This is a genomic window from uncultured Cardiobacterium sp., assembly GCF_938028825.1.
GTDB lineage: Bacteria > Pseudomonadota > Gammaproteobacteria > Cardiobacteriales > Cardiobacteriaceae > Cardiobacterium.
Genome location: NZ_CALIZP010000051.1, coordinates 39,209 through 59,641 on the forward strand (window position 1 = coordinate 39,209; position 20,433 = coordinate 59,641).

The window sequence follows — 20,433 nt, forward strand, 5'->3', positions numbered from 1 at the left end:
TTTATCAGGCACGGCCTTCATTCATCATCACGCACGGCACCGTAGCTGCCGCTCAAGTTCTGCGTGCTGTCGTGGAAAATGCCGCCCAATTCGCGGGCGTTGTCGCCGTAAAAATGCCCGGCGGTGCTGACCCCGGCGCTGTTGGTGCTGCCGGAAAAATGACTGCCGTTGATGGTCGCGGTTAGATAGATCGGGTTGAATTGAATATTGCTGTCCCGTTCCGCTTTGATGCGTCCGCTCACAGTCTTATTGCCGAAGTTAACGGTGAAATCGGCATCAGCGACACCGGCGACGCCATTACGACCAACTGCCGCATCGCCGTCATATTCGACGATACCTCGGCTTGGCATATTGGTGGTAAAGGCGCCCTGGCTGAAGATGTAGTCGGTATTGTCATGCGTGATGTAGCCGAAGCGGCTGTTGCGGTAATTGTGGCCGCTGACCAGGAAATTCTTGTAGCTGACGCCGTTAATTTGTATTGAATTGCTGCGGATGTTGGGAAGACCGCCGGAGTAAATGCCGCTCTGTTGCGACGGGAAGTACTTGCCGTCGATATGCAGCACATTGAGGCTGGTGCTGTTCAGGGCTTTGGCGTGGCTGGCGCTGTTGAACGTCGCGCCGTTGGGAATGGCGAACGCGGTACCGTGATACGCATCTTTATTGTAACGGCCGGTATTGTCGTTATTCGGATGCTGCGGATCAACCGGGGTATTGTTTTTGTCGTCCTTGCCACCGCAAGCGGCAAGCAGCAGGGTCGTTGCGGCGATAAGCGCGAAAGTGGGTTTGTTCATCGTAATGCTCCGTAAATGACTGAAAAAGCGGCGGTTGCCACTTGACGCATTATCCGCCCACCCACATGAAGCGGTGGTGAACAAAACCGTCATTTTTCTTAACCTTGCCGGGCGTTACCCCACCAGCAACCGTGCCAAAAGCGCCTGCGTTTCCTGCAACTGCGTGATGCGCGCCGCCGTCTCCGCCTGACAGGCGCGCAGCTTGTCGCGCAGCGCCGGGCAGAACGCCTGCGGGCGGTCGTGCAGGCAATCGTGCAGCAGGGCAATATCTTTCAGTGCCAGCCCCGCCTGTTGCAGCAGGCGGATTTTCGCCACCTGCGCCACATCCGCCTCGCCATAAAGGCGATAACCGGCGGCGCTGCGCGCGGGCGCCAGCAGTCCCTGCGCTTCATAAAAACGCAGCATCCGTATGCTCACCTGTGTGCGCTGCGCCAATTCCCCTATTTTCATGCGTCCTCCGCTTGACCCTGACAAGGTGTCATAGTCTACCCTTGCGTCGTCATTCACACAGGAGCATGCCATGCACGCTTACATCATCCACGGTTACGGCGCGGGCCCGACCGATCATTGGTTCCCCTGGTTGCAGGCACGTTTGCAGGCGGCGGGCATTCCAACCATCGTCCCGCCGCTACCCGACAGCGAGCATCCCGATTTTGCCGCCTGGCAGACGGTGCTGGCGCAAACCGTCGGCATGCCCGATCGCAACACTTTGCTTATCGCGCACAGCCTCGGCACCATCAGCCTGCTGCATTACCTGAATGCGACCCGTCCCGCAGCGGTGGGCGGCCTCGTGCTGGTGGCAGGCTTTGGTACGCGGTTGCCGACGCTGCCGACCATCGGCGGTTTCAATATAGATGCCTACATTGACCGCTGCCATCTTGATGACGCCACCCTGCGCCGCCATGCCGCGCAAATGCACCACCTCATCAGCAACAACGATTACGTCGTCGCCCCCGTCAACAGCCATGCCCTCGCCGCGCGACTCGGCGGCACGGTGCATGAACTGCCGCAACACGGCCATTTTTTAAGCACCGACGGCATTACCCGGCTACCCGCCGCATGGGCAGCCCTGCAAACCTGCATCAACGGAGAAAATCATGTTTAAAATCATCATGTTCGTCAAAAAACGCGCCGAACTCGACACGAACGAATTTCTCGCCTGCTGGCGCGCACATGCCGCCAAAGTCCTGCATCATCAGGCGGCACTCGGCATCCGTGCCTATGCGAAAACCCTGCCGGAAGCCGCCGATACCATGCGCGACACCCTGCCCTTTGCCTACGACGCGATGGGCGAACTGTGGTACGACAGCCGCGATGATTTCCTGCGCGCCCGCAGCACCGCCGCAGGACGGGCTGCGCTTGCCGAATTGCGCGCGGACGAACTGCGCTTCGTCGATATGGCGCAATCGGTGATGTGGTTCGGGACGGAAGAACGCATTATCTGAATCCGGCTGCACCAAAATGAAAAAGCGGGCAGAACGCCCGCTTTTTCGTATTCATTCGTTAGTAGTACCAGGTGCGTACCGGACCGGAATCCACGTGAATAAAATTCGAGCCGCGATAAATGCCGATGCCGCCTGCGTTCAGGCGCTGCGCCATCGCGCGCAACTGCCGCGCGTTATAACCCTGAATGGAAATGTCGGCAGCCTGAGCCTTCATGTGATAGCTCTGCTTGCCGACATTCTTGGAGCGACGCGCCAACATGGAATTGGTAGCCGGTGAGCGGTAGCCGCTATGCAATTCGATCGTCGCATTATTGCCAACGTTGCTTTGCATGTAGTGGAGGATATTGAGCAGGTCGATATCCACAGAAACAATCTGATTCTGGCGGAAATCGCGGAAGAAATTGCTGATTTCATCCATGGCAGGCTGAATATAACCATATTCCGGAGACCAAAAGACCGCGCGGATATTTTCGCCGGTGTGCGGGTTGTGCATCTTGATCATCCGCTCGCGGCTGATGGCAGCTTTGGCCCAGTCGGCAGGCAATAAAAGACCCGCCGTCGCGATCGCAGCAGTTTTCAGGAAAGTGCGTCGGGCATTGCGGGTGCAGCAGGGGCAATCTTCGCCGTGTTCAAAATCGGCAAAAGTAACCGCCCGTTCAGTGTCGGGTTTCTTGAAAAACATATTGAGATTTACCGTTTCGTGTTTGAGGCGGCGGATACTAAAGTAATTGCAATGAATTTGCAACAAACCGGTGCCGGAAACGGGAATGGAAGAAGGGATTTGGTGGCTACGCCCTGACTCGAACAGGGGACCCCATCATTATGAGTGATGTGCTCTAACCGACTGAGCTACGTAGCCTTAATGGAGAAGAGGAAGGAAGAAGGCGCGCGATTATGCCGAGCGCGCGGGAGAGTGTCAAGCCCTGCCGGCAAACATTACCAAACCCGCCGCCACCAGCCACTATAATGCCCGCCTTTTTGCGGAGAACACACGTGGATGTCAGCGAAATCCTCAGCGGCCTGAACGAACGCCAGCGCGAAGCCGTCACCCATCCGGCGCGCGCCCTGCGCATCATCGCCGGGGCGGGCAGCGGCAAAACACGCGTCCTCGTGCAGCGCATGCAATGGCTGATGGCGGTTGAAGGCATCTCGCCCTACGGACTGCTGGCGCTCACCTTTACCAACAAAGCCGCACGCGAAATGCGCCAGCGTCTCGAAGCCGCGCTGGAACGTCCGCTTGGGCAACTGTGGATGGGTACCTTCCACGGCATCTGCCACCGCATCCTGCGCCGTCACGCCATGCTGCTCGGCTGGCCGGAACAATTCATCATCATGGACAGCGATGACCAGCTGCGCATGGTGAAGCGCATGATGCGCGCGCGGCAGTGGGACGAAAACCATATCAAGCCGAAAGCGCTAGTCTGGCAAATCAACGCCTGGAAAGAAGATGGCCTGCGCGCGGCTGACATCCCGCCCAATCCGCACCCGACCAACATCGCCGTGCGCGATTTCTACGCCGATTACGAGCGCCTCTGCCGCCAGCAAGGTACGATGGACTTCGCCGAATTGCTCCTGCTCACCGTCGAACTCTTTACCCACCACGCCGACGTGCTGCGTAACTACCAGCAGCGTTTCCAGAGCATCCTTGTGGACGAATTTCAGGACACCAACGCCCTGCAATACCGCCTTGTCCAACAAATCAGCGCGGGCGGTGCGCAACTCTTCGTCGTGGGTGATGACGACCAGTCCATCTACGGCTGGCGTGGCGCGCGCGTCGAAAACATCCTGCAACTCGAACACGACTACCCCGGCCTCGCCACCATCCGCCTCGAACAAAACTACCGTTCAACCCAGACCATCCTCGATGCCGCCAACGCCGTCATTGCGCAAAACAGCCAGCGTCTCGGCAAAACCCTGTGGAGCGATGGCGCGCGCGGCGCGGCGGTGCGCATCTACCCCGCCATTAACGAACACGACGAAGCACGCTACATCTGCGCCGAAATCCAGCGCTGGCAGGCAGCAGGCGGCCGTTACGACGACTGCGCCATCCTCTACCGCTCCAACGCCCAATCGCGCGTCTTCGAAGAAATGCTCTTGCAGCACCGCCTGCCCTACCGCGTCTATGGCGGCCTACGCTTCTTCGAGCGCGCCGAAATCAAAGACGCGCTCGCCTACCTGCGTCTCGCCCGCTACCGCGATGACGATGGCGCCCTCGAACGCATCATCAACACCCCACCGCGCGGCATTGGCCAGAAAACCCTGGCCGACCTGCGTCAGCACGCGCAACAGCACGGCGCCAGCCTGTGGCAAATCCTCACCAACGACACCCTCATCAACAGCCACTACCCCGCCCGCGCCAAAAACGCCCTGCGCGACTTCGTCCGCCTTATCGACGACCTCGCGCACAAAATCAATCACGAACCCTCGCTGAAAAAAGCCCTCGAATACACCGTGCATGACAGCGGCCTTTACGCTGCCCTTGAAGCCGAGCACAGTGAACAGGCCGAAGCGCGGCGCGACAACCTCGACGAACTCATCAACGCCGGCAGCTACATAGACCTCACCACCGACCCCGACAGCGACCGCATCATGGACTTCCTCGCCGACGCCGCGCTGGACGCAGGCGACGGTCAGGCTGAAGAAGGCACAGACAGCGTCCAGCTCATGACCCTGCACAGCGCCAAAGGCCTCGAATACCCGAACGTGTACATCGTCGGCATGGAAGAAGGCCTGTTCCCGACCCAGCGCGCCTGCGAAAGCCCGGAAAAACTCGAAGAAGAGCGCCGCCTCGCCTACGTCGGCATGACCCGCGCCGAACAGCACCTCACCCTCTGCTTCGCCGAACGCCGCCGCTTCCAGGGGCAGGACACCTACCCGCAGCCCTCGCGCTTCATCCACGAAATCCCGGCGGAACTGACCGAAGCGGTGCGCCCGATGGTGTACAGCGGCATCAGCAAAATGCGGCAGACCCGCCACGCCGCGCCCGCCCATGACGACGGCAGCCCCTACCCGATCGGCACGAACGTGCGCCACCCCAAATTCGGCGACGGCTGTGTCATGGCACTCGAAGGCAGCGGCGAGCACCGCCGCATCCTCGTCAACTTCGCCGACGCCGGGGAAAAATGGTTGGTACTGGCCTACGCCAAACTGGAAAAAACCTGAAACCCGTCCCCAAAAACAACGCGGCCGGGGGCGGGCTGACGGCAAAACGGCAGTACGACATCCCGTACAAAAGCGCAAGAACCATCCATCGTCCTGCCCTACCCTGCCCGCATGAACACACACGACGAACACCGTTTCCGCCGCGCCCTGCACTACCTGCACAGCCACTACGACCGCGACATTGACCTCAACCGCCTCGCCGCCGAAGCGGCACTGTCGCCGTGGCACTGGCACCGCCGCTACCGCGCCCTGATGGGCGAAACCCCTTACCAAACCCTGAAATGGCAGCGCCTGCACCACGCCGCCTGGCTGCTGCGCAACAACAACCGCCCCATCGCCGCCATCGCCCGTGCCTGCGGCTACGGCGGCAATGCCCAATCCTTCACCCGCATCTTCGCCCGTGCCTACGGCCTCAGCCCGCAGGCTTACCGCGACTACCACCGCCGCGACCACTACCCCGTCGAAATCACCACCCTCGCGCCCGTCCCCGTCGCCATTCTCAAGCACGAAGGCCATTACCTCCGCCTCACCGACACCTTCCACCAACTGCGCATCCTCCTCAGCCTGCGCGGCCACTCCTGCCGGGAATCGCGCGCTTTTTCCATCCACATCCCGCCTGTCTTCGCCCGTTGCGGCTGCTACATCGCCGTGACCCTGCCGCCCGCACACATCGCCCCGCCGCTGCACAGCGGCACCATTGCCGGTGGCGAGCACGCCGTGCTGCATTATCACGGCACCTATGCCGATCTCGACCACGCCGGCGACTGGCTGCTGCATCACTACCTGCCGCAGTGCGGCGAAACCGCCGCCGACGCGCCCATCCATCTCGAATACCTCGACGCCCACCACGACGACCCGCAACAACAATACCGCGTCGATATCTGCGTCCCGCTGGCACCGCGCAAAAACCCGCTACCGCCGATGAATGGCGGCATCCTCTAAGTCAATCAGGAGACACCATGCACCACAGCAAACCCGCACTACTCGCCCTGCTTGCCCTCACGGCAGGCACCCATGCCGCCGGAGAAGACAGCGACAGCCGCTTCAGCCTCGGCATCGCCGCCGGTTACACCGGCGGCGTGTACAAAGACTACGACGGCAACCACTGGCACGCCGCGCCGCTCTTGCACTACGAAAGCCCGCACATCTACCTCGACGGTGCCTCGGCCGGCGTCAAACTCTACAACAGCGAAACGCAGACCCTCACCCTGGGCGCGAGCTACGACGGCAACGCGTTCAAACCGAACCGCAGCCGCGATCCCCGCCTGCAACAGCTCGACCGGCGCAAACCGGGCATCAACGCCGACCTCGGCTACCGCCTCGACACCGGCTACGGCAGCCTGCAAACCACCCTCTCGCAGGACATCTCCGGCAACAGCAAAGGCACGCAAATCGAAGTGCAATACGACTACACCTGGGCGGTAAGTCCGCAACTCGCCATCACCCCCGCCGTGGGTGCGACCTGGGCCGGCAAAAAATACAACCGGTACTACTACGGCGTGAGCGAGACAGAAGCGGCACGCAGCGGCCTCTCCGCCTACCACGCCAAAGGCGGCATCAGCCCCTATGTTGACCTCAGCGCGCAATACCACATCAGCCCGCACATCAGCGCCTTTGCCGGCGTGCGCGCCGAGAAACTATCCGGCGCGGTCAAGGACAGCCCGATGACGGAGAAAAAGGCCGCATACAGCGGCATGGTCGGCGCGACCTACAACTTCTGATGCCTATCTTCACGGCATGACACCGCCTGGCGGCATCCATGAAAAAACCCTTCCGGACGGAAGGGTTTTTTGTTAGCAGATGCCGCTTCAGATTCAGACTTCGGCCATCGCCATCAGGCTGGCGTTGCCGCCGGCGGCGGTGGTGTTGGTGCTGCGGCTGTTTTCCCGGTAGAGCGGCAGGATGTCCACGTTGCCATCCGCATCGGCGGAGTGGATTTTGACGATGGCACCATCGCGTGCTGCCAGTGCGGTTTTTTCTTCGGCAGGCAGCGCGGTGAGGGCGATGACGTGGCCGGCGTCGTCGGCAACGGGTTGGTCGCTGACGCGGACGAGGCCGCCCAGGCGGTCTTTCCAGGCGGCGAGCGGGTGCGCTTTGCCGACGCCGAGGCGCCCGCCGGCGGCGGCGACGGGGATGAGCACGGCGAGGCTTTGCGCGAGGTCGCCGCCGTAGAGGGCGATGGTTGCGGGCATGTGCCAGCGGTTCTCGTTGGTTTCCCCGGTCGGGCCGCCGAGGCGTTCGACGGCGAGGCGCAGGGTGTTCTTGCGGGCGTCGTCGGCGCTTTGTTGCAGGCGGGTTTTGACGTCGCCGGGGAGATCGCTTTGTGCGACGGCGTCGAGGATTTGGCTGAGGGCGGCTTCGTCCGCTTCACCTGCACGGGTAACGGCGGGGGCTTGCCAGTGGCCGCCGCGTGAGAGGCGTTGCAGGTAGTTTTGCCCGCCTGCTTTGGGGCCGGTGCCGGATTTGCCGTGGCCGCCGAAGGGCTGGACGCCGACGACGGCGCCGACGATGTTGCGGTTGATGTAGAGGTTGCCCGCTTCGAGGTGTGCGCCGATGTGCTCAATGGCACCGTCAATGCGGCTGTGGATGCCGCCGGTCAGCGCGTAGCCTTTGTCGTTGATTTGCGCGATGAGGCGGTCAAGCCCGCTGTTTTTGTAGCGCAGGACATGCAGCACGGGGCCGAAGTTTTCGCGGGTGAGCTGGTCGAGGTTCGTGAGTTCGATCAGGGTTGGCGGCACGAAGGTGCTGTGTGCGGGGTTGATGTCGGCGGCGAGTTTGCTCTGATGGCTGCTTTTCGCTACTTTTTTGATGTTGTCGATGTGCGCCAGCAGGTTTTGCTGTGCTTCTTTGTCGATGACGGGGCCGACGTCGGTGGCGAGTTTGGCGGGGTTGTCCACGCGCAGTTCGTCCATCGCGCCTTTGATCATGGCGATGGTGCGGTCGGCGACGTCTTCCTGGACGCAGAGGATGCGCAGGGCGGAGCAGCGTTGGCCGGCGCTGTCGAAGGCGGAGGTGATGACGTCGGCGCAGACTTGTTCGGCGAGCGCGGTGCTGTCCACGATCATGGCGTTCTGCCCGCCGGTTTCGGCGATGAGCACGGGGTCGTCGTCGCGCGCGGCGAGGGTGCGGTTGATCGCCTGGGCGACTTCGGTCGAGCCGGTGAAGACGACGCCGTTCACGCGCGGGTCGGCGGTGAGCGCCGCGCCGATGTCGCCCGCGCCGAGGGCGAGTTGCAGGGCGTCGCGCGGGATGCCGGCCTGGTGCATGAGCTGCACGGCGCGGTAGGCGATGAGGCCGGTCTGTTCGGCGGGTTTGGCGATGACGGTGTTGCCCACGGCAAGGGCGGCCACGACTTCGCCGGTGAAGATGGCGAGCGGGAAGTTCCAGGGGCTGATGGCGACGATGGTGCCGACGGGTGCGCGCGCGGCGCAGGTAGTTTCTGCCTCGTTCGCGTAGTAGCGGCAGAAATCCACCGCTTCGCGCACTTCGGCGACGGCGTTGCCGAGGGTTTTGCCCGCTTCCCGGACGGCGAGCGTCATGAGTTCGGCGGCGTGGGCCTCAAAGAGGTCGGCGATGCGGCGCAGGATGGCGGCGCGTGCGGCGGGGGCGACGGCGGCCCAGCGGCTTTCGGCGTCTTTGGCGGCGCTGATGATGGCGGGGACGGAGGCGGCTTGCAGGAAGGCGGCGTTGCCGACGATGTCGCGGTGATCCGCCGGGTTTGTCACGTCGTGCGGGGCGTCGCTTTCTATGGGCACGGCGGCGATGCTTGCCGCCTGGACGGGCCGCGCGGCGGCGGCGTTCATGTCGCGTTCGAGTTGTTGCAGGACGTGTTCGTTGCTGAAATCGACGCCGCGCGAGTTGGCGCGTTTGTCGCCGTAGAGGTTCTGCGGCAGCGGCAGCGCGGCGTGCATCTTGCCGTGGGTCGCGGCGGCGGCATCCAGCGGGCTTTTGACCAGCTCGTCGATGCTGATGTTTTCGTCCACAATCTGGTTGACGAAGGAAGAGTTCGCGCCGTTTTCGAGCAGGCGGCGGACGAGGTAGGCGAGCAGGGTTTCGTGGGTGCCGACCGGGGCATAGACGCGCACGCGGCGGCCGAGGTTTTGCGGGCCGACGACCTGGTCGTAGAGGGTCTCGCCCATGCCGTGCAGGCATTGGTGCTCGAAGTCTTTGTCCTTGCCCATCTGGTAGATGGCACCGAGGGTATAGGCGTTATGGGTGGCGAATTGCGGGAAGACGGCGTCTTGTGCGGCAAGCAGTTTGCGCGCGCAGGCGAGGTAGGAGACGTCGGTGTGGACTTTGCGGGTATAGACGGGGTAGCCGTCCATGCCGTCCACTTGCGCCCATTTGACTTCGCTGTCCCAGTACGCGCCCTTGACGAGACGAATCATCAGTTTCTGCTTGCTGCGGCGGGCAAGGTCGATCAGGTAATCGATGACGAAGGGGCAGCGTTTTTGATAGGCCTGCACGACGAAACCGATACCTTTGTAGCCCGCCAAATCCGGGTCGGAAACCAGCGCTTCCATCAGGTCGAGCGAGAGTTCGAGGCGGTTGGCTTCTTCGGCGTCGATGTTGATGCCGATGTCGTATTGTTTGCCGAGCAGGAAAAGTTCTTTCAGACGCGGCAGCAGTTCGGTCATCACCCGCTCGTGCTGCGCGCGCCAGTAGCGCGGGTGGATGGCGGAGAGTTTCACCGAGATGCCGTTGCCTTCATAGACGCCCGCGCCCGCCGCATCTTTGCCGATGGCGTGGATGGCATCCACGTAGTCCTGGAAGTAGCGGTCGGCGTCGGCCTGGGTCATCGCCGCTTCGCCGAGCATGTCGAAGGAGTAGCGGTAGCCCATTTTTTCCCGCGCCTTGCCGTTTTTCAGCGCTTCTTCAATGGTTTGCCCGGTAACGAACTGTTTGCCGAGCATGCGCATGGCGAAGTTCACGCCCTGGCGGATAAGCGGCGCGCCGCCCTTGCCGATGATGCGGGTGAGCGCGCTGCCCAGCGATTTTTCATCGCTTGGCGCGGTCAGCTTGCCGGTAATCAGCAGCCCCCAGGCGGAGGCGTTGACGAACATGGACGGGCTGTGTCCCAGGTGGCTTTTCCAGTCGCCGCCGGAAATCTTGTCCTGAATCAGCCGGTTGCGCGTCTCGACATCGGGAATGCGCAGCAGCGCTTCGGCGAGGCACATCAGCGCCACGCCTTCCTCGCTGGACAGGGAAAACTCGTGCATCAGCGCGTCCACGCCGCTGGCCTTGCGGCGGCTTTCGCGCACCTGCTTGACCAGACGACGGGCGAGCGCTTCCGCCTCGCGGCGTTCATCCTCGCTTAACTGCGCGCGCGCCAGCATATCGGCGACGGCCTCCGCCTCGTCGCGGCGATAAGCGGTAGTGATAGCGTCGCGCAGGGCGGATTGAGGATGGGAAAATGCGAACATGATGAAACTCCTTCGTTGTGAAAATAAATGCGTTAAAACGCATTATATGGTGATTTATGCGGATTGGCCGTGTTTTTTGCTGTGGTATTCGCGGTCGCCCTGCTCGAAGCGCTCGATGACGGCGCGAGAGGGGGCGGGCGAGAGCAGCGACACCAGCACGATGGCGAGCGCACAGGCGATAAAACCGGGAACGATTTCATACATCGTCGCATAACCGTGTGCGGCGAGCCACGGATTGACCCCTTCCGCCCAGGCGACGACGACGATGGCGCCGATGGTCATCCCGGCCAGCGCGCCGGCGGCGGTCATCCGCTTCCAGAACAGCGAGAGAATCACCACCGGGCCGAAAGCGGCACCAAAACCCGCCCAGGCGTAGGACACCAGCCCCAGCACGCGGCTGTTCGGGTCGGCGGCAATCACGATGGCAATCACCGCGACCGCCAAAACCATCAGGCGGCCAACCCATACCATTTCAAACTGGCTCGCCGCCGGGCGCAAAAAGCCCTTATAAAAATCCTCGGCAATCGCACTTGAACACACCAATAACTGGCAGGACAGCGTGGACATCACGGCGGCAAGAATGGCGGAGAGAATCACCCCGGCAATCCACGGATTAAACAAAAGCGTTGCAAGGGCAATAAAAATCCGCTCGTGATTGCCCTGCAATTCCGCATTGAGCTTATCGCCAAACACGCCTGCATAGGCAATGCCGAAATAACCAACGGCAACCGCGCCGCCCAGGCACAAAATCATCCAGGTCATGCCAATGCGGCGCGCGCTTTTTAATGAAGGCACATTATCGGCGGCCATAAAGCGGGCAAGAATATGCGGCTGGCCGAAATAGCCCAATCCCCAAGCGGCCGTGGAGACAATGCCGAGGAAAGTCGTGCCGGCAAACAGGCCGCTATACGACTTGCCCGTTTCCTGCGCCATATTGGCAATCGAGAGCGACACATCATCCGGACCACCGACCACAATCAGCACCATGACAGGCGTCAGAATCAGGGCGAAAATCATTAAAGTCGCCTGTACCGTATCCGTCCAGCTCACCGCGAGGAAGCCGCCGAGGAAGGTATAAACAATCGTTGCCCCCGCACCGAGCCACATCGCCTGCGTATAAGAAACATGGAACAGGCTTTCAAAGAGACGCGCCCCGGCAACAATACCCGACGCGCAATAAATCGTGAAAAAGAACAAAATAATCGTCGCGGAAACCACCTTAATCACTGTGCCCAGCGAGCCAAAGCGGTGAAAAAAATAATCCGGCAGCGTTAGGGCGTTATTGTTCAATTCCGTATGCACCCGCAACCTGCCCGCTACCAGCAGCCAGTTAAAATACGCGCCGACCATCAAGCCGATGGCAATCCACGATTGGCTGAGGCCGGAAAGAAACACCGCCCCCGGCAAACCCATCAACAACCAGCCGGACATATCGGAAGCACCGGCCGACATGGCGGTTACAAACGGGCCGAGGCTGCGCCCGCCGAGAATATAGTCATTAAAATCGCGTGTCGAAAAATACGCCGCAATTCCGATTAACAGCACGACAATCAGATACAGACCGAAAGTTACGTGCATCGCATTGAAATTACCCATAAAAAAGCCCTCATCATGAATAAATATTGAGATAAAAATCCGCAGCGCGGACGGGTACAGCAACGTTAACCTGCACAGAAGATAACGTGCATTTAACAATTTATACAGAAAAACCCACGTAAGTCAATCCCTGTAAAAACAAAGAGATACACGAAAAATTTTATAATCACGGAACAAGACGGAAAACGGTAACAAGTACTACCGCGCATAACCACAATGACCCACGAAAATCCCTATATAAAGAACGCATAACCCCAAACGTTAGCCCAACCCGCGCGCAAAAGCGCTAACATACGTCTGGCACCGACCGGACACCACCCGCCCGTCGCCCGGTCAATCAACTGCCCCCCAGCCATAAGGAAAACACCATGCACAAACCCCTCATCACCGCCTGCGCGCTTGCCCTTGCTGCCTCTGCCCACACCGCCGCTAGCGCGCCACAAAGCGGCATTACCCCGCTTTCCGGCTATGCCCACAGTGGAAACCACTGCTACGGCTTCACCGCCCCCGGCGGCTGGACAATGGACAACACCACCCTGGCCGCCGAAGGCATCCCCATGATCTTCCTGCCCGAAGGCAGCGCCTGGAAAAACGCGCCGATGGTCATGTACACCCGCACCAGAAACAACGACACCGCCGCCGACGCGCAGGCCATCATCAAGAAGCAGGTGGACGAAACCATCGCCATGTACCGGGATTCCGAACCCAAACAGACGGTTAGCGCCACCAAAGAAGCCGACATCACGGGCAGGGACGGCGCACACGGCGAACTGTGGCACTACACCGGCTACGCCGGCCCCGATGTCGAAGAAATGGCCGCCTACTTCCCCGGCAAAAACACCCTCGACTTCTTCGTGCTGCAACTGGGCAAAGGTGCCGACCACGCCGCCGGCAAAGCCGCGCTGCACGAACTCGCCGCGAGCTACCACGAACGCGAGCACTGCGAACCCTGCGACGAACAAACACACGGCGCCTGCCGCATCAAGGCGGAATAATTCCCGGAAAAGAATAACTTACGCAGGGCGGGCTTCTCAGCCCGCCTCGGCATTATTACTGCGGCTGAAGCCCCACCTGACGACAACTCAACGCTACTGCGCGCAACACATCGGCGGCAGGCAACCGTAACCGGGCAAACAAAAACACTCAGAACAACAAAAACAAATAGAGAACCTGAATAAATGATGTAAATATCGTAAAAAAAAACACATTGACGTGATATGACCTTGAGAGAATAATCTAATAAACCAATCGCAAGGAGGCGTTCATGCAACAGCCCACTGCCAACACCGCCCCTCACCTTCCGCTGCTGCGGAATCCCTACGCCATCCGGCAGCATCTCTACGTTTCCCCCGCCATCCCCTGCACCGGGAGGAATCTGTCATGCTGACCCCCGCCGATATCTTCAAAGCACTGGCCCTGCTGGGTAATATCCTGTCTCTCGTCTATCTGGCCGTATTCCTGCTCTCCCTGCGGGCGGCATGGAAATTTGTCGGCAAAACGATGGTAGATCATAAACAGCGCCGTCTGCTACAAAGTGCCGCCTGCCTTGCTGTTACCGCACTCTTTATGATCTCTATCGGTAAAGACTATATGGAGCGGCAAACCTATATCCGTAAGCAGCAAGCCAAACGGGATGAATTTCAGGCGCGCTACAACAAAGCCAAAGCCATTTTTGATGAACGCTGCAAAACGGCAGGAGAAAAGATTTATCACACCGTGGAAGGCGTAGAGGGAATTACGCTGCTGAATGTGCCGCAGAAATATACAGATGCGTTAGGGCATGATCCAATGTGGGAGGGCGCAGGAATACCGCAATCAAGCACAGGAAAAAACTATATTAGTGAATTTTTATATTGGGAGGTCAGGAATAAAACTAATGAACTAAAGAGAACCCTAAGAGACGTTGATACTAGGCCTCAAGCAAGAGAAACTTTTATACGCATATTTAGATACGAGCCAAGATTAGAAAAAAATGATGTTATTTATGATGGATATCGTTATGCAGATGTCAAACAACTCGATGGTTCTTATCTGCGTTATCAATATCCAAGTGCTAGTGAAAGAAAAGATAGGGATACAATAATAACAACTCCCCTGAATAGAAAGCCTGCGCGCTATGCTGTAGAGTATTCCCCATTATTAATCCTGCTGATCGTCAATACTGGGTTGCGGGATTGACCATTAATATTTATGATACCGAGACTGATACTTTAATGGCAAGCAAGACTTGGTATAGTATGTAACCTAGACAGGGAAATAGTAACCAGCGTGTCCCATGGGCTTTTGCCAATATGTGTCCTCCATTTGAAGAAGATAGGAGGCATATTATTCGATTTTCTGTTGATCAAGTTGTTAAACCCAAGCAAGGAGACTAATCATGTCCAACAATCAACCGCAAAATATTCCTTCTGCCGCTAAAATGCTGGAAATGGCCTAATAACAAGCCATCATACGATGAAATAGCCAAGATGTCATTATGCTAACTCCTGCCAATATCTTCAACGCACTGGCCCTGCTGGGCAATATCCTGTTCTACACATACTTATTCACGTTCCTGCTTTGTCTGCTTATCGCATGGATAATCGTCGGCAAAGCGATGGAGAATCATCGATGGCGACGACGGCTGCAAAGCGTGGCCTGCCTTGCTGTTACCGCACTCTTTATGATCCCCATCGGCAAAGACTATATAGAGCGGCAAACCTATATCCGTAAACAGCAAGCCAAACGGGATGAATTTCAGGCGCGCTACAACAAAGCCAAAGCCATTTTTGATGAACGCTGCAAAACGGCAGGAGAAAAGATTTATCACACCGTGGAAGGCGTAGAGGGAATTACGCTCCTGAATGTACCACAGGAATATACACATGCATTAATTGATGATCCAATGTGGGAAGGGGCCGCATTACCTTATTCTGGTGGGGGTAATAATTATATAAGAAATTTCTTAGATTGGGAACTAAGAAGTAAGTCTAATACTCCTCAACGTTCTCTAAGAGATGTTGATCCCAGCCCAAGAAATAAAGAAACGTTTAAACGCATATTTGGGTATGAAAAAAAGTTAGAAATTGATGATAGAGTTTATGATGGATACAGTTATACTGATGTCAGACAACCGGATGGTTCTTATTTACGTTATCAATATCCAAGTGCTAGTGAAAGAAAAGATAGGGATACAATAATAACAACTCCCCTGGATAGAAAGCCTGCGCGCTATGCCGTAGAGTATTCCCCATTATTAATCCTGCTGATCGTCAATACTGGGTTGCAGGATTAACTATCAATATTTACGATAATGAGACTGATACTTTAATGGCAAGTAAGACTTGGTATAGTATGGAGCCTGGGCAAGGAAATAGAAACCAGCGGGTGCCTTGGGCATTTGCTAATGTTTGTCCTAGTTCTAATCAAAATCAACGTGATGTTATTCGCTTTTTCGTTGATCAAGTTGTTAAACCCAAGCAAGGAGACTAAGCCATGCCTGATGAACAATTGCAAAACATTCCTTCTGCAGCTGAAATGTTAGAAATGGCAAAGCTACAAATCGTAGCAGAAAATTTTTTAGAAGGAAAGCTTGAAGATAATGAAAATAGGGTTCCCTCTCCTAGGAAGTCCTATGAGAAAGACGACATAAGAATAAATAAGGACTTACTGACATATGGAAATAATTACACAAGTAAGTTAACTGAAATTCAAGCTGAAAAATTCCTAAATAACTGGGAAGTCATTTCCTATATGCCAATCACCGATACCGGTTTTTCCGGCACCCTGTTTAGGGTAAAGCAGCCTATCGAGGATAATAAAGGTAACGTGATTGTTGAAAAAGACCAGTTGGTCATGTCTTTCCACAGTACTGAATTTATTGATGATAGTACGCGTGACAACCAGGCAACCAATACGCTGGAAATTGCTGAAAAAGGTTGGGCATTTGGTCAAATTGATGATATGGAACGCTGGTATCAGTCTTTGCGTGAAAATAAGGTTATTGGTGATGGCGAGAAAATCAGCCTGACCGGATACAGCCTGGGAGGGCGTTTGGCAACAGTTTTTGACACCCTGTATTGAGATAGATATGGATTAAATTAATTGGGAGAGGTTGTTGAAAACAAGAAATCAGATCGCTTTAAATTGGTTGGATAATGAAGGGCTTTATAAGGAAAGTCTGTTAATATATTTAGCCATAATATGCTTTTGGATAGTATTGGGATACTATACCTTAGGCTTTGAAATATCAATTTATAGCTTGCAACAAAACTTGCTGCTGAATTTTTTCTATTTCCTTCTTCTGTGTGCAGCAGTTTTATTAACCCCTTTTTGGTATTCTCTATTTTTCATTAATGCTGCAACAAATAAAAAGCTGAAAAATAAAATTCTTTTGGCAGTATGTCAAATAGAAAATAAAGAATTGGCAATGAGTGTTAAGGAATACCTAATAAATAAAGGTGAATTGCTACGTAGAAAGTATCAAAAAATAGCACTGTATTTTCTTGGTTGTTATTTTTTATTTGAGATATTTTATATCAGCGCTTGGGTAAAAAATTTTCAACTCATATGGGAACCCTCCCTGGTTAAGAGCATTGTTGCCTGGATGATTGATAACACCTCTTTGTCTTCTGAAAAAACTAGAAGCATAAAATTATTCTCAATATCTTTAAACAGGACGGTAGTTAGTGGGTTGGTTACAGAAAGAGAGTTTTTATTCTCAAAGGCAGGAGATTCTGTGTTATTATTTAATTTTTTTAGAACATTATTTTTTGTTCCCATGCTGGCTTCATTCTCCATATTATTATGGGATTTTTTTGACGCAGCAGGGTTGGAAGCGTTGAAACTATACAATGCTAATTCAGTTAAAGCACTTTTATGGTCTCTAACTGCCACCTTGGTAATGTCGTTTGTACTGATAGGTGGTTTACTTTCCTTGGTTAATAGTATTGACTTTAAATTAAACATGGTATATAAGGGGGCGTGGCCATATGAACTTTGGGTTAATTTGGGTTTTGTTTCTATAATTGTAGGCGTAAAATTTATTATCAGTTGGCTTTTTTATTTTAAAAAAGCCTTAAGCAAAAGGAGTAAGTGATGAGTAATCAAAACAATAGTTTGACAGATTACATTGTTGAAACCGTGTTTGAAGCCGTGCGAGATAACACAATATGTGATGTAAGAAATAATGCAGCGACATTTGCATTCAGCAATGTTACCCGTCTGGGCGCGGTTCTTATTGGTGAAATAATACTTGATTATCATAAACCAGATCTTAAGTCAATTAAAGATCTTAAGCCTGGTTTTGAAAAGGTTATAGTCACTGCTGTATAAAGACGCAGTAGTATGGAGATGTTGGCGGTCCTAGATGATTATGTAGAGAATAGTTCATATAAAGGAAAGAATTCAGTTTTGGAACGCCTTCGCTCCGTTTTAAATCAAAATATCAAGAATGCTAACAATAATTTGGAAGCCCTTCTCAAGAAAATAGGAATTGATTTTGATGCAAATAAAAAATCTTTATCTGCTGTTTTCAACAAATTAGTTGGTCCGAATTTTGAGAGTTTGTTGTATTCCAAATTAGATAAACTCTTCAATTATGGTGGCTATCTAAAGGCAATGTTAACAAAATTTGATCCTAATAATGCTGAGGATTACGGTGCCGCCTGGAATTCTGCAATAGTAACGCCACTTGAAGGTAATTTTATCTCTGGTAAATCAGTCGGAATATTAGAGAAAATAAAGAGATTTCCTTTTCTGTCGGCAAAAAACCTGCTTGGAATAACAGCAAGAGGAGTTTTTGCAGGAATTGCTACAGATTTATACTTTAAAGCGGTTTATAATTCTGCAGAATGGGTTTTTGATAAATTAGGTTTATATGATGCGGAATGGTATATTAATACAATAGATTCTATAACCCCATTTTTATTTAATGATTTGTCTCAAAATAAGTTAGACAATGTAATAAAGATAACGCATCTTATCTCAAAGGGCTTCCGAGATGGCGGAGGAGAGGTTTTGCCTTTTGAAGATATAGGTACACTATTCGGTGATGAGGATTATAAGGATATGGATTATGAAAAAACGGTACGAATTTTTGGAGAGATTTATAAACTGATTACAAACTTGCCTCTTCCGCAAGGGGCAATAAATGATGAGGCTTCGCTGTCTCAGTTTTTAGATACAGCCGAGATTCACAAACTTTTCTTTTTTAAAGAAGGGCGGAAATTGATACCTACAGAATCCTCGGAATTTTTAGTAACTTATGCAAAAGGACAGAATAATTTAGGAATAGCCACCCGTTATGCTCTAAAGCACAAGATGGATTTTATTCTTGTAGATAAAGATATATATACGCAAGAAAGGCTAAAAGATGAATATCAGGAATTGATAATATTTGATCCCAGTAATCAAGAAACTTATTATGGAATGACTAATGAGTATTTGCACTATAGTGCTGAGATGTTAGGAAAAGAAAATATATTTACTGATGAAGAATACACTGTTATTTATAAGGATCTAGCATCAGGAAAAAATAATATACGCATTGGTAAACGAGATATACCGGTGGTAAGTGCGATTGTCGGCGTGGTAGGAGGAATTATTTCTTGGATTGCTTCGGCTATTGCCGGAATAGGAAAAAGAGAAGCCAAAAGAGTTATCTTCGGCACAAATGATGCAGACAGCCAAGAATCTTTACAAGGCGGTAATTTGAGCGGTGATTACATTTTTGGCGGTGGCGGAGAAGATATCCTTGATGGCAAAGAAGGTGATGACTACCTGGAAGGTGGCAAAGACTTTGACACCTATATCATCCAAGGTAAAGATACAGTATTGGATGTCGACGGCCAGGGTCGGCTGATATTTGACAATGAAAAAGGCGAAAGCCCGACTTTGTTTTCGAATAGCACAGACAATGCCTTTGCCTCTGACGGATTATGGTTCAGTGTAAATAAAAAAGGAGATGCGGATAACAAGTTTGTTGCCCGGCAGGATAATGATGACCTGATCATTACCCAAAGCGGCAGCGGGCATAAAGCAACAATCAAGAATTATTTCAAGCAGGTCGGAAAGGTCGAAGGGCATCCGCTCGGTATTGAGCTGAAGCAGAGTGACGTGGACAAGACTTCTCCGGGAGCGCCCAAGATCTTTGATTTCAGTGCCTTTAAGGAGCAGGAGCATACTTACGGCTTCAAGTCTTCCGACAATGTCGAAATCAGGGGAACGGTTTTGCGTGACAGCATAGATGCCGGACCGTTGAAGGCGGATAAGGATACGGGTTTTGCCTTGGTAGCACGCACCGGCGCGGGCAACGACCTTGTTTTCGGCAGTTTTGAGCGCGACTGGATCCATGGCGGCGATGATGCCGATATTCTGAACGGCAGCCGCTTCATTCTGCCGGACAACGACAGGCGCAGCGACGATGATAAGAAGGAGGACAGGGATGAAATCATCGGCGGCGGTGGCGGGGACTTCATCAACGGCATGGCAGGTGATGATGTGCTCTATGCCGACAAGCAGGAAAGCCATTTGGAGAAGGGCAATGTCGTTATCACGGAGCAGGGTGACTGGGGTGCTCGGCGGCGAAGGAAACGATCAGCTTTTCGGCAGCGTCAATCAGGATTTCCTGCAAGGCGGCGAAGGCAGCGACACGGTCATCGGCGGTGCCGGCAACGATATTATTCTCGGCGACGGTGTGATGCGCGCCGATGTGCAAATGAAGCGGAAGTTTCATCCGTTGCCTTTCGATGCTGCCGTGAAATACACGCCTTCTTACGGTCCCGGCGGGGTAACCATCATCACGCCGGAGATACTCTCGGAGCAGGCCAAAAACTATCCTGCGCTGGATCACACTTTTGATGGCAAATCGTGGGAGACGGTCGGCAACCAGAATACCGCCAATCTGCCCCCGGAGCTTGTCGGCTGGAGCATCAAGATTTTGCGTGACGAAGGGGATTACGCGATCAACGCCCCGTTCGGGTATAAAGACAAGGAAGAGCACCGCGCCGCAAGCGGTGGCGCGCAGGATTTCCTCTA

17 protein-coding genes, 1 tRNA gene and 2 pseudogenes are annotated in these 20,433 nt (G+C 54.4%); 14 read left to right on the top strand and 6 right to left on the bottom strand.

Annotated elements, in window-relative coordinates:
• Positions 1 to 17: 17 nt before the first annotated feature.
• Entirely contained in the window at positions 18 to 791 is a 774-nt protein-coding gene (locus tag Q0562_RS08310; RefSeq protein WP_298643417.1) for a transferrin-binding protein-like solute binding protein, read from the bottom strand.
• A 114-nt stretch (positions 792 to 905) separates the two neighbouring features.
• A complete protein-coding gene (locus Q0562_RS08315; RefSeq protein ID WP_298643419.1) occupies positions 906 to 1,241 on the bottom strand; it encodes a MerR family transcriptional regulator in 336 nt (111 codons plus the stop codon).
• Positions 1,242 to 1,311: 70 nt separating this feature from the next.
• Between Q0562_RS08315 and Q0562_RS08320 the strand changes: the two genes are divergently transcribed.
• Together Q0562_RS08320 and Q0562_RS08325 are read left to right on the top strand one after the other, a co-directional pair.
• On the top strand, positions 1,312 to 1,896 hold the full coding sequence (locus Q0562_RS08320) for an alpha/beta hydrolase (protein WP_298643421.1): 585 nt from the start codon (positions 1,312 to 1,314) through the stop codon (positions 1,894 to 1,896).
• The gene (locus Q0562_RS08325) at positions 1,889 to 2,236 is read left to right on the top strand and encodes an EthD domain-containing protein (protein WP_298643422.1); all 348 of its coding nucleotides are present in this window, start codon (positions 1,889 to 1,891) and stop codon (positions 2,234 to 2,236) included. Before Q0562_RS08320 ends, Q0562_RS08325 begins: the two co-directional genes overlap by 8 nt.
• Positions 2,237 to 2,294: 58 nt before the next feature.
• Here the strand turns inward: Q0562_RS08325 and Q0562_RS08330 are convergent, their stop codons facing one another.
• Both Q0562_RS08330 and Q0562_RS08335 read right to left on the bottom strand, forming a co-directional pair.
• Positions 2,295 to 2,918, bottom strand: a complete 624-nt coding sequence (locus tag Q0562_RS08330) for a DUF882 domain-containing protein (RefSeq protein WP_298643424.1) — start codon at positions 2,916 to 2,918, stop codon at positions 2,295 to 2,297.
• 100 nt (positions 2,919 to 3,018) lie between these two features.
• Positions 3,019 to 3,095: transfer RNA gene (locus tag Q0562_RS08335), tRNA-Met, on the bottom strand.
• A gap of 134 nt (positions 3,096 to 3,229) precedes the next feature.
• Between Q0562_RS08335 and uvrD the strand changes: the two genes are divergently transcribed.
• The 3 genes from uvrD (at position 3,230) to Q0562_RS08350 (ending at position 7,119) form a co-directional block, all read left to right on the top strand.
• Complete coding sequence (uvrD, locus tag Q0562_RS08340) at positions 3,230 to 5,398, top strand: DNA helicase II (protein WP_366144740.1); 2,169 nt, start codon at positions 3,230 to 3,232, stop codon at positions 5,396 to 5,398.
• Positions 5,399 to 5,509: 111 nt separating this feature from the next.
• On the top strand, positions 5,510 to 6,340 hold the full coding sequence (locus Q0562_RS08345; RefSeq protein ID WP_298643428.1) for a GyrI-like domain-containing protein: 831 nt from the start codon (positions 5,510 to 5,512) through the stop codon (positions 6,338 to 6,340).
• Positions 6,341 to 6,357: 17 nt separating this feature from the next.
• Positions 6,358 to 7,119, top strand: a complete 762-nt coding sequence (locus Q0562_RS08350; protein WP_298643430.1) for a MipA/OmpV family protein — start codon at positions 6,358 to 6,360, stop codon at positions 7,117 to 7,119.
• A 93-nt stretch (positions 7,120 to 7,212) separates the two neighbouring features.
• Here Q0562_RS08350 and putA read toward each other — a convergent pair whose 3' ends face one another.
• A complete protein-coding gene (gene putA / locus Q0562_RS08355; RefSeq protein ID WP_298643432.1) occupies positions 7,213 to 10,821 on the bottom strand; it encodes a bifunctional proline dehydrogenase/L-glutamate gamma-semialdehyde dehydrogenase PutA in 3,609 nt (1,202 codons plus the stop codon).
• A 54-nt stretch (positions 10,822 to 10,875) separates the two neighbouring features.
• On the bottom strand, positions 10,876 to 12,417 hold the full coding sequence (putP, locus tag Q0562_RS08360) for a sodium/proline symporter PutP (RefSeq protein ID WP_366144741.1): 1,542 nt from the start codon (positions 12,415 to 12,417) through the stop codon (positions 10,876 to 10,878).
• A 368-nt stretch (positions 12,418 to 12,785) separates the two neighbouring features.
• Between putP and Q0562_RS08365 the strand changes: the two genes are divergently transcribed.
• The 9 genes and pseudogenes from Q0562_RS08365 to Q0562_RS08400 all read left to right on the top strand — a co-directional run.
• Positions 12,786 to 13,412 (top strand): hypothetical protein, encoded by a 627-nt coding sequence (locus Q0562_RS08365; protein ID WP_298643435.1) that lies wholly within the window; start codon positions 12,786 to 12,788, stop codon positions 13,410 to 13,412.
• 385 nt (positions 13,413 to 13,797) lie between these two features.
• Complete coding sequence (locus tag Q0562_RS08370; RefSeq protein WP_298643437.1) at positions 13,798 to 14,595, top strand: hypothetical protein; 798 nt, start codon at positions 13,798 to 13,800, stop codon at positions 14,593 to 14,595.
• A gap of 298 nt (positions 14,596 to 14,893) precedes the next feature.
• Entirely contained in the window at positions 14,894 to 15,691 is a 798-nt protein-coding gene (locus Q0562_RS08375; protein WP_298643439.1) for a hypothetical protein, read from the top strand.
• A 200-nt stretch (positions 15,692 to 15,891) separates the two neighbouring features.
• The gene (locus tag Q0562_RS08380) at positions 15,892 to 16,479 is read left to right on the top strand and encodes a hypothetical protein (protein ID WP_298643440.1); all 588 of its coding nucleotides are present in this window, start codon (positions 15,892 to 15,894) and stop codon (positions 16,477 to 16,479) included.
• Positions 16,480 to 16,513: 34 nt separating this feature from the next.
• Entirely contained in the window at positions 16,514 to 17,494 is a 981-nt protein-coding gene (locus tag Q0562_RS08385; protein ID WP_298643441.1) for a hypothetical protein, read from the top strand.
• The gene (locus tag Q0562_RS08390) at positions 17,494 to 17,730 is read left to right on the top strand and encodes a hypothetical protein (RefSeq protein ID WP_298643442.1); all 237 of its coding nucleotides are present in this window, start codon (positions 17,494 to 17,496) and stop codon (positions 17,728 to 17,730) included. Before Q0562_RS08385 ends, Q0562_RS08390 begins: the two co-directional genes overlap by 1 nt.
• 1,128 nt (positions 17,731 to 18,858) lie before the next feature.
• A pseudogene (locus Q0562_RS13780) lies at positions 18,859 to 19,902 on the top strand (hypothetical protein); the annotation flags it as partial.
• Positions 19,903 to 19,939: 37 nt separating this feature from the next.
• Positions 19,940 to 20,050, top strand: a pseudogene (locus Q0562_RS13785) (hypothetical protein); the annotation flags it as partial.
• 102 nt (positions 20,051 to 20,152) lie between these two features.
• A partial coding sequence (locus Q0562_RS08400; RefSeq protein ID WP_298643445.1) for a hypothetical protein occupies positions 20,153 to 20,433 on the top strand: 281 nt, incomplete at its 3' end.